This is a genomic window from Haloarcula litorea, assembly GCF_029338195.1.
Classification (GTDB): Archaea; Halobacteriota; Halobacteria; order Halobacteriales; family Haloarculaceae; genus Haloarcula; species Haloarcula litorea.
On sequence record NZ_CP119779.1, the window covers coordinates 691,070 to 705,476 of the forward strand.

The following is a 14,407-nucleotide window of genomic DNA, read 5'->3' on the forward strand; positions in this document are numbered from 1 at the left end:
CTGAGAATGAAAATACAGCCTTGCTAACTAATCTTTTTTTTTTTATTTACGTTGATATCAATATTCAGGGTAGTACGGGTCGTCCAGCAACTTCATTTGACTACTTAAACTTGCGGAGTTGAATCGTTGGTGGATAACCAGCCCTTCGGAGGGTAACTCTCGGTATACCCTTTTTAATGCTCTGAAGAGCCTCCTTCTGAATATACCTCAGCCGTATATCGGATATGGTCAACTGTTTTATACCGGCACTGTCTAGTTGAGAGATTGAGGAGCGAGGAGGTTGTAGCGAGAAGTGTCCATGCAACTCGCAAACCTCCTCAAAGAGGAGTTAGAGATAGAGAATCAAGACGCTTGGGAGAACGAGCGCACGCCGACACCCGTGCGCTGTTTCGCGGTTCGACTTCACTCAATGGGGTTGTCGTTGCGTGAAGTCGAGGCTGTTTTGGGCTGGCTGGGTGTCGATCGCTGCCATCAAGCGATTTGGAATTGGAAGGAGACGCTGGCCGAGACACAGAGCGACCCGCCAAGGATTTCGCCGACGTTTGTCGCGGTCGACGAAACACAGATTGAGATCGATGGCGAGAAACACTGGCTGTTCGCTGCGATCGACACCAACTCAAAACTGCTCCTGGACGTCGATGTCTACAGCCGCCGCGGCACCGATCCTGCGGCGGCGTTCCTCCACCGCCTCACCGAGAAACACGATGTCGACGAGACGGTGTTTCTGGTTGATGCTGGCGGCTACCTGACTGCCCTCTCTCGTCACGATTTGAGCGGGTGGCTCGACTACCACGACCGAAACTACATCGAGAAATGGTTTCAGACCCTCGCAATGCGGCTCACCCGCTTCCATTCGTACTGGCGGGGCAGTCAGGCCAGCGCGACACGCTGGCTCAGACGCTTCAGACACTACTACAACCGACATCGGCCGAATCAAGCGTTAGATGGACGCACTCCTGCTGAGGAGGTCCAGAACTAGACAGTGCCCAAGAAGACAGGTTCCAACGAAGAATATATTATCAAGTGCCTAATCTCAAATATAGATGGATCTACCCGACAAGCCGGTCCGAAAAGCGATTAGAAACCCCAAAGCAGCGTGCCGCCACGTACGTGAACGAATAGAAATCCAGAACCCGCGACTGTTCGCACGAGCAATCAACCGAAAATTCTATACACGGTTTGGAATGTGGGAATACAATCGGCAGGGAGTAGATATTTTCGAGGAAGAGTGGGATAATCTTATAATTCTTGACGCCTGTCGTCTGGACTTATTTGAAGAGGTGTGGGATTCTCGTGGGCAGTTGAACCAGAAAATATCACGAGGAGCTAACACAGTTGAATGGCTAAAAGCTAATGTTCGCGGACGGACACTGCATAACACGGTTTATATTACAGGCAACGGCCAGATACATCATCAGCGTGAACAGATACAGCCAGATTTTCACGACGTCATTCCGATTTTTGCGTTCGGTTGGAACGAAAGTTCAGGAACAGTAAATCCCGAAGCGGTCACAAGAGAAGCTATTAAAGCCGCTTCAGAATATCCTCACAAGCGTCTTCTAATACACTACGTGCAACCGCATTTCCCATTTATCGGTGCAGATACCGAAGTAGATGAACGGCCTCCCGGAAAACGTCACTACCCCTTTTGGGAGCGTGTATTCACTGGAAAGTATAATATATCCCGGCAAAAACTGTGGAATGCATATCAACAGACACTCGAAATCACAATTCCTTATGTGGAAGAGTTAGTCAAAGAGTTGGACGGTCGGACTGTTATTTCCTCAGACCACGGGAATATGTTCGGAGAGCGTCCCCGACCGATACCGATCCGAGAGTGGGGCCATCCCCCCGGTATCTATACCCGAGAACTCGTTCGTGTACCTTGGTTCGTAATTAATGACGAGAGGAGGAGGGTACACTCCGACGAACCCAAGACGTGGTACGGAGATCTTGATCGGGTCTCTACTGAGTCGAAACTCAAAAATCTAGGATATCTATCATAAAAGAGTTGCGCACAGAAACGATTGTCGTAGTTGCGATTCGATTAGGATGAGAATCTGGTTCAATCTAGGAACTGTTGGTTGTAATAATCAAACAACTTTTCAGATATATTATCCCATCGTAGATTCTCGATTGCAAACGTTCGGGCTCGCTGGCCCAAGGCTCGTCTTAGTTCGGCATCGGAAGATAACTCTTTAATCACATCGGGGAAAGAGCCAATATCAGAGGTTAGAAATACATCATCTGTTCCGGACTCAAACCCCCTGGAACCAAAGGGGGTAGAGACAACCGGCAAGCCATACGCGAGATACTCAGCGAGTTTAATATTCGACCCCCCACCGAGCGTTGTCGGATTGAGACCTATATCGGCTCCCAGTAAGTACGGTTCCAGCTCATCGACAAATCCACAGAGGTGAACGTTCTCTGGCGTATCAGTGTACCTCTGACAGACGCTCCCAAGAATTTCAATATGAATATCATCGCTAGCGAGTTCACCAGCGAAGGAAATTATCTCGTCAATAGCGACGCGATTTGGTTGATGATCCGTTCCGACGAAAATACAAACCACGGAAGCATCATTAATATCCCCTACTCTAAGTCCATTAGATGGGTCAGCAGAATTAGGCACACGAGGTGTACCGTTTCGGCAAACAACGTGCTCCCCGACCTTCCAGCCCCGATCTTGATATCGGCTGATATCACGCTCCGATACGACGACAACGGCATCGCTTTTCTCTACCGCTGCACGCTCTCGCCTTTTTATTGTCCATTTTATATACCGTCCAGGCAGCGAGTCTGGAAGGTAGTTATGATACTCGACCTCATCGTTATGTGAGGAATATATGATTTTTGTTTTATTTTTCTTATTTCGGAAGAAGTATGGAAACAACCAGGGGTACTCTATCTGAATGATATCCGCTTTATTCATAAGGTCGTCTAAATTCGAGTCGTCAGAGATGTGCTTTAGCAGCCGATACTCATTAATAACGAGACACAACCCAATAAGATCGTTATCTATATCAGTTCTGGCTATTTTTTCGTGGATGTTATTATGGACTCGCTTTCTCAGGCCGGAATAGTATATTAGTTCGGTGTAATCATCGCCGATTTGTTTTTTATGTATACCCTCTTTCTCACCGTCCGGTGAGTGTTGAAAAACCCACCTCGTCTTATCGAATCGACCATCAGCACTCAATAATCCGTGAACCCTGTGTTCGCCTCCCGAAGTCGGGGGATACGCTGTATGGTGAGAGATCTGTAGTATTTTCGGCTTTCGCATATTACCGTTTTTCAGCTAATAGATGTACTTCAGTATCTCTTCGGTTTGTTTTGACGATATCGAATCCCAACTCTTGAATGCGAGATTCAAATTCTTGGATGGTCCAGCCGTGGTCTCTGATAGACGAGATGGAATTTTCCGACGGTAGGTGGACTTCTACTGATAAAAGCCGACAGTCTTCACGGGCCAGTGTATTCTCTAGTCCATCAACTACTAATGGTTCTGCCCCCTCTACATCAATCTTCACAGCGTTCGGAGGAGATAAATCCTCACGCTCAATAATCTCATCTCCGCGAAATGTATTGATGACCTCCTCACCATTATCAGAGAGACTCAACATCTGCATACCAGTGTACTCGTGACTCGGAACACGAACTGTCATCATCCCATTCTCATCAGACAACGCCACCTCGTAGACGTTTGCCGATAGATCATTTAGCTCCAGATTCCGTTTGAGCTGCTCAACATTCGGCGGATACGGTTCGAATAGATATGCATTTCCCTCCGTCAGATATTTCGCTGCAAAAACTGAGTAAAATCCTAAATGAGCACCGATATCGTAGAATACATCATCACGGTGAAGGCGGGAGAGCAGATCTGCAAGTTGGTCCCGTTCACTAGACGACGTATTTGCCGAGTACATATTTTTCAGATCTTGACCACCAACTTCGTCTCTAGTGTCGAACCGGCAGGCTAGCCCGTTTATTATGAATTTTTCCCATACTACGTCATCGGTCCACCCCAATCGATCCCCAATTTGGGTATAGATGTATTGTGCCGCTGCTCGCGGATTACGCATACCTTTTCGAAGAGCCTTATCAGGAAGCATAGACGTTCATAAAGGAACGAAACAACGGGCAGTCATCTGTTTCACGCTATCCGTATGGGTGAGAAGATCGACTCACATATAAGCACTTGTGACCACAGTTTGATATCAAAGAGTATCTATGGTTCAAATCTGTATCATACATCCAGATATTAAAGCAAAGGGAGGTGCTGAATTTGTCTTTACAAACGTTCTGCAGGCGCTAACTGAGGAACACAGCCTGACAGTCATTACGGAGCGCGATGTCGACGCCGATTTCTTCCGGGATTACTACGGCATTACCCTCAACGACTTCGAGGTCATTCAGATCAAGGGCGGACTGAAGCTGTTCACCGAGATTTTTAGACGGCGGATCACGAGCGACCGTATCCCCGACTTCAATATGTTCAAAAAGGCGTTGTTCGACCGCTACGCCAGCAATCGGGGACAGGACTTCGACCTCCGGTTCAGCACCTACAACGAGTACGTCCTCGCGCCGCCGTCGATTCTCTACATCCACCACCCAAACTACTACCCGGGTACATTCCCGGACTCGCCTGAGCGCGACGGTTTCAAACGGCGCCTGTACGACGACTTCTCGCGCTGGGTCGCCGGCTTCGACTTCGACGAGCTGGCCGACAGTCGCCTACTCGCCAACTCCGAATGGACGGCTGAGCGGTTTGCGGACCACTACGGTCACCGGCCTGAGGTTCTCTACCCTCCGGTCGACACTACCGGCCTCGATGGACTACCCTGGGATGACCGCGAGGACGGTTTCGTTGCGATCACCCGCATTTCTCCGGACAAGCGCGTCCTCGATGGCATCGAGATCCTCGACGAACTCCGCGAGCGCGGCCACGACCTGCACCTCCACGTCGTCGGGTCGATCACCCACGAGAAGTACTACGAGGAGGTTCAGGCCATCGCGGCCGAAAGACCCTATGTCACTGTCGAGGGCGAACTTCCACGTGAGGAACTCACCGACCTCGTCGGCTGCCACAAGTACGGCTTGCACACGAAGCCGGCTGAACACTTCGGCATCGCGGTAGCGGAGCTCGTCGCTGGTGGGACCGTTCCGTTTGTCCCGGAAGAGGGCGGCCAGCGCGAGATCGTCAGTGTTGACGATCTGAGCTGGAAGTCCACCGCCGAGGCCGTCGACGCTATCGAGGCGGTCGTCACAGATCCTTATCGGCAAGCCGACCTCAGGGCACGGTTGCCTGATGTCGAGGAGCGGTTCGGCTGCGACCGGTTTCGCGACGCGATCAGAGACATCGTCGCAGAGGAACTGGAGCGGACTGGCGAGCAGTGAGCCCTGCCCAAGCAACGTAATTATATACCGACCCGCTGTACGGCAAACGAATGGCCTCTATCGCCGTCTTCCACCCTAACCTGGCGTCGCGTGGCGGCGGCGAAGCCGTCTGTATGAACGTTCTCCAGACGTTGCAGAACGACCACGATCTCACGTTAGTCACTGTCTCGGAACCAAACCTGTCAGCTCTGAATGACTACTACGACACCGATGTCCGGGAGGGGAATGTCGAGATTGACAGAGCCAGGCTCGCAGACTCAGCTATCGACCGGTTGGCGTCTCTCGCGTCGCTCCCTGAGACACGGCTGTGGAAGCTCCGAAGCGCCCTCCTCAAGCGAGTCTGGGAGCCATCGCCGTACGATCTCGTGGTCAGTACGTACAACGAGTTCACCTTCGATATACCGGCGGTCCAGTACATCCACTACCCGAACGCGGCCGGACCGCGCCGGGAACTGGCCGAGTGGGCATACCTCCGTACGGTAGAGTCAATCGATGGTCACGACCCCGAACAGATCCGGTCGTCGATGCTGTTGGCAAACTCCGGATGGACCGCGAGCGTGACCGACGACGTCTACGGCGTGCATCCCAAGATCATCTACCCCCCGGTCGACACCAGCGGGTTCGACCCCCTTCCGTGGACCGAGCGCGAGAACGGATTCGTCGCCGTCGGTCGGGTCGAGCCCACGAAGAACATCCTCCGGTTGGTTCGGATCATCGAACGGGTCCGCAGTCGGAGTCACGATGTCCACCTCCACATCGCCGGACCGCTGGCCGACTCCGCGTATGCACGCCGAGTTCGCCGCCAGATGTCGCACTTGGAGTTCGTCACACTCGAAGGCGAGTTGGATCGGGCAACACTGTGTGACCTGATCGCTAGTCACCGGTACGGTATCCACGGCAAGGAGAAAGAGCACTTCGGGATGGCTATCGCTGAGTTGCTGGCCGGGGGCACTGTCCCATTCGTTCCGGACAGTGGGGGCCAGCGCGAGGTCGTCGACGAGACCGATACGGTGCTGTACCGCTCAGCGACCGACGCCGTCGAAACCATTTGTGGAGTCCTCTCGCTTCCGGACGGCGGGGAACATCTGCGGTCGACGCTCCCCGATATCGACGGCCGCTTTGGCCGTGAGCAGTTCCGCGAGCAAATCGCAACGGTCGTTGATCGGGTACTAACAGAGAACAGTGGATGAGGGGAGACGTCGAGGCTGCTCTCTGGTTCTTGATTCGATCTGGATTGGCTTGCCTGTCACCGGTTGACCGTACACGGCCAGCGACATACCGCTACGTGAGTCGGTCGGTGGTTTTCCGTTCGGGTCTACGCAAGGTGTATGCCTCACGCCTACTCTCCCCAACTTGGGGTGAGAAGATCGTTGCCCGACCTGTCGAGATATTTCTCCGGCGGGAAAGCTGAAAACCGCAGGTGGAGTCCCCACCGGTTTTGTTTTCATCGTCGGTAGACAGGAGATCGATGCCTGATTTACCAAGTCAACCCCTCGTAGGTGATCCCCGCACGCCGCTCGACGATCCGCCGGCCGTCCACGACCACAGGATCGGCCATCGCGTCGAACGCCTCGTCCAGCGCCGCGAACTCGTCCCAGTCGGTCACCACGACGGCACCGTGTGCGCCGTCCAGCGCCTCACCAGCCGAGTCGGCGTACTCGATATCGGGGTACCGCTCGCGCATCGCCTCGACGGCGACGGGGTCGTAGGCGACGACCTCGGCACCGCGTTCGCGCAGCCCCTCGATGACCGGCACCGCGCGCGTGTTCCGGATGTCGTCGGTCCCGGGTTTGAACGCCAGTCCCAGCACCGCGACGCGCTTGCCTGCCACGTCGACGTGCTCGTCCAGCAGTGCCAGCAACCGCTCGGGCTGGGCGTCGTTCAGTTCGACGGCCGCCGAGAGCACCGTCGGGTCGTAGCCGCGCTCGCGAGCCGCGGCGATGATCGCGTCCGTGTCTTTCGGGAAGCAGTTGTGGACTACCAACCCATCAGTCGTAACGAAGGTGTGATTCTCGGCGACTTCCAGTGAATACACGTCGGTCGACGCTTCGGTAACAGTAACATCCGTGATCTTGACCGTCGTGTGGATTCCACCGTCGGTATGGCCGGTCGGTTTAATGTCTCGGTCGTAGGCATCCAACCGTTGCTGAATTTTCTGCTGTTCAGCAGACAGAAACATATCTTTCAAGAGTGCGATCTGTCTCTTCGAACTCACACGGAGGAAGTGCGCTGGCTTCGTGGATTTTGCCGACTGTGACGTTTTGTAACTGGGCACGATACCGAGACTGTGAAGCAGGAACTGCATTCCCTGAATCAAATCCTGACTGACGGAACCGTAATCGTACACAACAGCGTTGGAGTGGCTCGTGTATTCGATATGCCCGTCGCCCCGGAACAGGCCTGACAGGAGCGCTTTCCGGTGGTCGGTTGGCTCTTGATAGGCGAGGTCCGGGATCGCCGCCGTGTACGACCCTGTTCCACACCCGAGCCATTCGAGCAGGTATGCAAAAACTCGACTCGAAACCTCAATTTGTGTCGCTGTGTCTTGCGTCTCGGTCCGATAGCGGATTCCGAGGCGCTCGTAGAACGATTCGACTTCTGAGACGTACTTGTGTTCGTCCGACGGGTGGAAGCTCAGGAAGACGCGCTTCCGAACGTTCGATCCCCGTGTAGAGTCGTCTTCGTGGATGTGGCCCTCACTCAGGTAGTAGCCGATGAACCGCCAGAACTCATCGTCCGCATCAATTATCGCGGGGACGTACGTTTGTCCGCCCCCGACTGTTGTGTAGAGAGACAGATCTTCGCGGTCGATTGGCAACTCGTCTTCATAGGTGAGGAATACGTCCAGTGGGAGGTAGTTACTCCGTACGAGGTCGTGGAGTTTCGAGTAGTCGAACTGTCGGTTGTACTCCGCCAGTGCAGCGCGGAACTCGTCGTCGATAGTCGCCAGTTCGAACGACGGTTTCAGATAGACACTTGAGTTGTCGAATCGGTCGGAAGATGCCACTAGTTCGAGCAAATCAACCGAACCAATCGGGTCGACAGGGAGACTCGTCTGTACTGGGAGGTGGTCGCCAGGCGACAGCGCCTCGGCCTCACGAATCGCCGTTTCGCCGCTCTCGACGGTCACCATCGGATGGTCGCTGGTGACGGTGACCTCCTTGTTCATCTTCGTCCGAACTGTGTAGAGTTCGTCTTCGTATGGGCGCCGCGTTGCCGCCTGGACTGGCTTGAACTCGAAGGTTCCCTGCTCGTCACAACTAAGCACGGATACCTCCTCGACGGCACCGTCAGAAACGTACTGATCAAAGAACTCCGCGAGTGTGAGTAACCTCGTGCCATCCTCGTCTTTTGCCATCACTCGCTGATCGCCAGTGAGGCAACTCCCGCCCCACCCCACGCCGCTCCGCAGGAACCGCTCGCCGATGCGGTCGTCCAGCCCGATGGCCTCGGCCACCTCGTAGGCGTCGACGCCGAACTCCTTGCAGACGTTGCCGATGTCGTTGATGAGGCTGACCTTCGCCGCGAGGAAGGTGTTGTTGGCGTATTTGATCATCTCGGCCTCGGCGATCCCGGTCTCGACGACCGGGACGTCGGCGTCGGCGGCCTCGCGCAGCGGCGCGTACAGGGCGTGCAGGCGCTCGAAGGCGCGGTCGTCGTCGGCACCGAAGACGAGTTTGTCGGGCTGTAAGAAGTCCGCGACGGCGGTCCCCTCGCGCTGGAACTCGGGGTTCGCGGCGACGAGGAAGTCCGCGCCGCGCGTGAGGCCGGCCTCGGCGATGCGGGGGGCGAGCCGCTCCTCGGTCGTCGTGGGGATCACGGTGGACTTGGTGACGACGAGGTGGGGGTCGTCGCCGCCCTCGCCGGCCGCCAGTGCTTCGCCGACCGACGCCGCGCCGGCCTCCATGTACTGCAGGTCGATGCTGCCGTCCTCGTTCGAGGGCGTGGGCAGGGCCAGCATCGTCAGGTCGGTCTCGCGGACCGCGTCGTAGTCGGTGGTCGCGCGCAGGCGGTCGCCGCCGTGGGTCGCGACCAGCTCGTCCAGCCCGGGCTCGTGGATCGGGGCCTCGCCGGCGTTGATCGCGTCGACGATCCCCTCGTCGATGTCGATCGTCGTCACCTCGTGGCCGAGGTCGGCGAGACACGCCGCCACGGTCGTCCCGACGTAGCCGCTCCCGACGATGCTGACGTGCATTGGGGGAGGGTTGGCCACCACCGGGTTTGAGAATTGGGGTCCTACGTCGGCCGTCGGCGACCCTCGGGCCCGGTTCCAGTCCCGGTGCCCTCGGGGAACAACGGCGGGCTTACCAGACCGGGAGAGTGCGTCGGACGGAGATAGCGTCCCTATAACAAGGCCCGACTCCCCCCGAGCCGGGAGCAGTACGAGGCCGTCTCCCGTCACCGTATGAACCACCATAGAGCCGTGTCGGTCGTCACCGCGCTGGCCGTCGTCGCCGCCCTGCCCGTCGCGGCGGCGGCCCTGGGCGGCACCGTGTCGACCGACCCCGCGGACGCCGTCGACCTGGACTTCGAGGAACTGAATCTCGGCGAGGGTCAGAGCCGCGAGGTCGCCGAGGCCGTCCAGCGTATCCACGATCAGTACACCGGCGAGGGCGAGCCCGACGAGACGACCGACGCGTCCGGAGGGGGCGAGCGCGACCGGTCCCGATCGCAGGACGGCCGGGGGCAGCGACAGGCCCAGCAGTCCGCAGACGGCGGCCAGTCCGCGCAGGGGAGCGACGAGTCCTCCGGACTGCGGCGAGTCCCGACCGAGCCGGGCCCCGACTGGCTCCTCGTGGCCGCCGTGCTCGCCGGGCTGGTCGGGGCGGGCGTGGGCTACCGCTACCGCGGGCGACTGGCCGGCTGGCTCCGGAGCCCGAAGGAGGGGGCCACGACCCACCGCGTCGCCAGCCCGTCGAACACCGTCGAGCGGGCGTGGGCGGAACTGCTCGCGGAGGCCGGGGTCGACGACCCCTGGACCCGGACGCCGCGGGAGTGTGCCCAGCGCGCCGTCGAGGCCGGCTACGACCCGGCGGTCGTGACCCCGCTGCGGCGGGCCTTCGAGGACGTCCGTTACGGCGACGCCCCGCCCGAGGGCGAACGGCAGCGGATCGCGCGCGCGGCGCTGCAGGCCGTCGACGAACGCGAGCGGGAGGAGGCGGTCCTGTGAACCGGGCCGGGACTGTCCTTCGACGCGGCGGTCGCACCCTGCTGCTCGCCGCCGGCGTGGCGATCCTCGCCGCCGCGCTGGTGCCCGGCGTCGCGTCGTCGCTCCCGGTCGCGTGGGCCGTCGCCCTGCTGGGGAACGACTTCTGGCTGGTCGCCGTCGTGGCCGCCGTCGCGGCCGTCGTCCTCGGCGTCCTCGCCGCCCGACGGGCGGTCGGGTCGGTCGAGCAGGCCGACCCGCCGGCACCGGAGACGGTGCCCGAGACGCCCCGGCCGGGCGACGACTTCGACGCGTTCGTCGGCGGCGTCCTCCCGCGCGTCCGCGGCCACACGGCCGACACCGGACGCGTCCGGGACGAACTACGGACTGCGGCGGTCCGGGTGCAACGACGGAACGACGGCCAGACCCGGGCCGACGCGCAGGCGCGGGTCCGGACGGGGGCCTGGACCGACGACGACGTCGCCGCGGCGTTTCTCGCCGGGGCGTCCGACCGGCCGACGCTGATCGACCGGGTCGGCCCGCTCCTGTGGGGCGACACCTGGACCCAGTACGCCGCCCGACGGACCGCGCGAGCGCTGCTCGCCGAAGAGGGGACGGCCGACGGCGAGGGGGGCGACCGACGGTGACGACGGTCCGGACGACAGGCCGCTGGCGCGGCATCGCCGTCGTGGCGCTGTTCGCCGTCGCCGTCGGCGTCCTGGCCGACCGACCGGCGGTCCTGCTGGCCGGCGTCGTGGGGGCCGGGTTCGCGGCCTACCCGCACCTCACCGGGCCGCCGACGGTCGACCTCGCGCTCGAACGGGCGGTCAGCGACAGCCGGCCCGGCCGCGGCGAGGCGGTGACGGTGACGACGCGGCTGACGAACACGGGGTCGAGCACCCTGACGGACGTGCGCGTCCTCGACGGCGTCCCGGCCGTGCTGTCGGTCACGGACGGCAGCCCGCGCCACGCAGCGGTGTTGCGGCCCGGCGGGACGACCGAGTTCACCTACGCCGTCGACGCCGGCGGCGGCCGCCACCAGTTCGACACGGCGACCGTCGTCGTCCGGAGCCTCTCGGGTGCGCACGAGGTCGAGACGACCGTCGCCGCCGAGACGGAGCTGGCCGTCGCCGCCGACGGCACGGACGCGCCGCTCCGGCGACAGACCGACCGCCACACCGGCCGCCTGCCGACCGACCGGGGCGGCAGCGGCGTCGAGTTCCACGCCGTCCGCGAGTACCGTTCCGGGGACCCGCTCTCGCGCGTCGACGCGAAGCGGTGGGCCCGGACCGGCGAGCGGACCACCGTCGAGTTCCGCGAGGAGCGGCGGGCCTCGGTCCTCCTGCTGGTCGACGGGCGCGAGCCCGCCCACCGCTCGCGGGCGGCGGGCGAGCCAAGCGCGGTCGCACACTGCCTGGCCGCCGTCGAGCAGTTCGTCGCGGCGCTGTCGGACACCCGCGACGCCGTCGGCCTCGCCGCGGTCGGCCCGGCGCTGTGCTGGGAGGCCCCCGGGACCGGCCCGGACCACCGCCGGCGGCTCCGGACGCAGCTGGCGAGCCACCCGAGCCTGTCGGCGCGGCCGCCCGCCCCGGATGCTGGGGGTGAGCTGGCGACGCAACTGGAGACGCTCCGCGAGCGCCTCGACGGCGGGACGCAGCTGCTCGTCTGCTCGCCGCTGCTGGACGACGACGTCGCGGCGGCGATCCGGGAACTCGCGGCCGCCGGGCACCGGACGACGGTGGTCAGCCCCGACGTGACCGGCGACGGGACGCTCGGCCGGCGGACGGCCGGGCTGGCGCGCTCGCTGCGGCTCACCGACCTGCGGGAGGCCGGCGTCCGGGTCGTCGACTGGGACCCCGAGGAGCCGCTGGGCGCGGTGCTGCTGGCGGACGCCGAACGGGGGGTCGGCGCGTGAGCCGGCCCGTCGACCACCGCCCGACGCCGCTGGGGAGCCTGCTGGCGGTCCTGCTGGCCGGCGGCGCGGTCGGCGTGCTCGCGCCCGCCGCCGGCCAGCGGCTCCCGCTCGCCGGGACGGTCCTCGGGCTGGCCTGCCTCCTCGTCGGCGGCCGCTGGGCGAGCCTCCTGGACGGCAGCCGCGTCGTCGGCCTGGGGCTCGCGGGTGTCGGCGCGGTCGTCGTCCTCGCGTCGCTCGCTCTGGCCGCCACCGCCCCGCTGTCGGCCGGCCGGCGGGCGGCACTGCTCGCCGGCCTCGCCGGCGTCGTCCTCGTGGGGCTGGGCGTCTCTCCCCTCCGCGGGCGGCTCGCCCGCCGGCTCCTCTCGGCGGGCCTCGGTGCGCTCGTCGTCGCCGTCGCGCTGGACGGGGTCTTCCAGCGGACCACCCCCCTCCCGCTGCTGGTCGCCACCGCGGCCGGCGTGGTCGCCTGGGACACCGGCGAGCACGCCGTCGGACTCGGCGAGCAGCTCCGGACCGACGCCGCCACCCGGCGGGTCGAACTGCTCCACGCCGCCGGCTCGGCCGGCTACGGCGCGGCCCTCGTCGGCGTCGCGCTCCTGCTGTTCGAGCGCGGCCCGACCGGCCTCCCGCTGGCGACGCTCCTGCTCGTCCTCGCCGGTGCAGTGGTGCTGCTGGCGGCGCTGTATCGGTGAGCCGACGCGCGGTCGCGACTGCGAGCCGACCGGGGACAACTCACTTCCGACAGGCGGTCACAGGGCCGCCCGTATGCTCGAATCCGACTTCGAGGTCTGTACGGACTGTGGCAACCTCCACATGGAGGGCGGCGCTGCGCCGGATCACGTCGACGAGTGTGCGGTCTGTGGCGGCCGCCTGGCCGAGGTCGAGCTCGACGACCTGATCGGGCTGTAGGCCCGGTCTCGGACGCCGCGGCTACACCGGGTCGGTGTAGGCGACGCTCGGTACCTCGACGCGATCCAGCAGGTCCTCAACGACCGCTCGCGCGTCGACGTCGTCGACGCGGGCGTCGGCGGTCAGGACCAGCCGGTGTGCGAGTACGGCCGGCGCGACGCCGGCGACGTGGTCCGGCGTGACGTACCCCCGGCCCTCGACGACGGCCAGCGCGCGGGCCGCCTCGAACAGCCGCTGGGTCGCCCGCGGCGAGACGCCGGTCGCGACGCGGTCGGCCGAGCGGGTGGCCCGCGCCAGCCGCACGACGTAGTCGCGGACCTCGCCGTCGACGTGGACCGCCTCGGGCACGCGCCTGAGCGCCGCCGGCGAGACGTTCGTGCGCCGCTGGACCGTCGGCGTGGGGTCGTCGCGGGCGGCCCGGCGGTCTACCAGTTCCCGCTCGCCGGCCGCGTCGGGGTAGCCCAGACTCGTCTTCACGACGAAGCGGTCGACCTGCGCCTCCGGCAGCGGGAAGGTCCCGTCCTGCTCGATGGGGTTCTGCGTGGCGATGACGAAGAAGGGGTCGGGCAGCGCGTGGGTCTCCCCGTCGATGGTCACCTGGCCCTCGGCCATCGCCTCCAGCAGCGCGGCCTGGGTCTTCGGGGAGGCGCGGTTGATCTCGTCGGCCAGCACGACGTTGCCGAAGACCGGGCCGGCGCGAAAGTCGAACTCGCGGTGCCGCTCGTCGAAGACGTACGTCCCCGTGACGTCGGCGGGCAGCAGGTCCGGCGTGAACTGGATCCGGGAGAAGGAGAGGCCGAGCGCGGCCGCCAGCGAGCGCGCGGTCAGCGTCTTGCCGGTGCCGGGGACGTCCTCAAGCAGGACGTGCCCGCGGGCGAGAAAGCCGGCGAGCACCGTCGCCAGGGTCTCGCGGTCGACCACCACGGCGTCCGAGACCGCGTCAAGGACCCTCTCACACTGTTCGGCCGCCGCCGCGACGTCCGTCTCCGAACTCATTACCGACCAGACCGGAAGCCGTGGCTTTGTTATCGCCGTCTTAT

Annotated in this window: 12 protein-coding genes and 2 pseudogenes; 9 read left to right on the forward strand and 5 right to left on the reverse strand. The window is 62.2% G+C overall.

Annotated elements, in window-relative coordinates:
- Positions 1–298 precede the first annotated feature (298 nt).
- Together P0592_RS03760 and P0592_RS03765 are read left to right on the forward strand one after the other, a co-directional pair.
- Positions 299–979: an IS6 family transposase gene (locus tag P0592_RS03760; protein ID WP_276272933.1), complete on the forward strand. Its 681-nt coding sequence runs from the start codon at positions 299–301 to the stop codon at positions 977–979.
- A gap of 64 nt (positions 980–1,043) precedes the next feature.
- Positions 1,044–2,006, forward strand: coding sequence for an alkaline phosphatase family protein (locus P0592_RS03765; RefSeq protein WP_276272934.1), 963 nt, complete (start codon positions 1,044–1,046; stop codon positions 2,004–2,006).
- 59 nt (positions 2,007–2,065) lie between these two features.
- Here the strand turns inward: P0592_RS03765 and P0592_RS03770 are convergent, their stop codons facing one another.
- Together P0592_RS03770 and P0592_RS03775 are read right to left on the reverse strand one after the other, a co-directional pair.
- Positions 2,066–3,283: a glycosyltransferase family 4 protein gene (locus P0592_RS03770; RefSeq protein WP_276272935.1), complete on the reverse strand. Its 1,218-nt coding sequence runs from the start codon at positions 3,281–3,283 to the stop codon at positions 2,066–2,068.
- Between the two features lies 1 nt (position 3,284).
- Entirely contained in the window at positions 3,285–4,082 is a 798-nt protein-coding gene (locus tag P0592_RS03775) for an FkbM family methyltransferase (RefSeq protein ID WP_276272936.1), read from the reverse strand.
- A gap of 148 nt (positions 4,083–4,230) precedes the next feature.
- Here P0592_RS03775 and P0592_RS03780 point away from each other — a divergent pair, with 148 nt between their 5' ends.
- Positions 4,231–5,397, forward strand: a complete 1,167-nt coding sequence (locus P0592_RS03780) for a glycosyltransferase family 4 protein (protein WP_276272937.1) — start codon at positions 4,231–4,233, stop codon at positions 5,395–5,397.
- Between the two features lie 50 nt (positions 5,398–5,447).
- Positions 5,448–6,587, forward strand: coding sequence for a glycosyltransferase family 4 protein (locus P0592_RS03785; protein ID WP_276272938.1), 1,140 nt, complete (start codon positions 5,448–5,450; stop codon positions 6,585–6,587).
- 287 nt (positions 6,588–6,874) lie between these two features.
- On the opposite strand, the pseudogene P0592_RS03790 reads toward P0592_RS03785, so the two are convergent.
- Together P0592_RS03790 and P0592_RS03795 are read right to left on the reverse strand one after the other, a co-directional pair.
- Positions 6,875–7,369: pseudogene (locus tag P0592_RS03790) on the reverse strand (UDP binding domain-containing protein); the annotation flags it as partial.
- A gap of 3 nt (positions 7,370–7,372) precedes the next feature.
- Positions 7,373–9,592, reverse strand: a pseudogene (locus tag P0592_RS03795) (nucleotide sugar dehydrogenase); the annotation flags it as partial.
- Between the two features lie 210 nt (positions 9,593–9,802).
- Here P0592_RS03795 and P0592_RS03800 point away from each other — a divergent pair.
- The 5 genes from P0592_RS03800 to P0592_RS03820 all read left to right on the forward strand — a co-directional run bounded on the left by P0592_RS03800 (position 9,803) and on the right by P0592_RS03820 (position 13,367).
- Positions 9,803–10,567: a DUF4129 domain-containing protein gene (locus P0592_RS03800; RefSeq protein WP_276272939.1), complete on the forward strand. Its 765-nt coding sequence runs from the start codon at positions 9,803–9,805 to the stop codon at positions 10,565–10,567.
- Positions 10,564–11,190: a DUF7269 family protein gene (locus P0592_RS03805; RefSeq protein WP_276272940.1), complete on the forward strand. Its 627-nt coding sequence runs from the start codon at positions 10,564–10,566 to the stop codon at positions 11,188–11,190. The genes P0592_RS03800 and P0592_RS03805 overlap by 4 nt, the downstream gene beginning before the upstream one ends.
- Entirely contained in the window at positions 11,187–12,458 is a 1,272-nt protein-coding gene (locus P0592_RS03810) for a DUF58 domain-containing protein (RefSeq protein WP_276272941.1), read from the forward strand. Before P0592_RS03805 ends, P0592_RS03810 begins: the two co-directional genes overlap by 4 nt.
- Positions 12,455–13,150, forward strand: a complete 696-nt coding sequence (locus P0592_RS03815; RefSeq protein ID WP_276272942.1) for a DUF7519 family protein — start codon at positions 12,455–12,457, stop codon at positions 13,148–13,150. Before P0592_RS03810 ends, P0592_RS03815 begins: the two co-directional genes overlap by 4 nt.
- 73 nt (positions 13,151–13,223) lie before the next feature.
- A complete protein-coding gene (locus tag P0592_RS03820; RefSeq protein WP_276272943.1) occupies positions 13,224–13,367 on the forward strand; it encodes a hypothetical protein in 144 nt (47 codons plus the stop codon).
- Positions 13,368–13,388: 21 nt separating this feature from the next.
- Here the strand turns inward: P0592_RS03820 and P0592_RS03825 are convergent, their stop codons facing one another.
- Positions 13,389–14,363 carry an AAA family ATPase gene (locus P0592_RS03825; protein WP_276272944.1) on the reverse strand — a complete coding sequence of 325 codons (975 nt, stop codon included), beginning with the start codon at positions 14,361–14,363 and terminating at the stop codon, positions 13,389–13,391.
- Between the last annotated feature and the right edge of the window lie 44 nt (positions 14,364–14,407).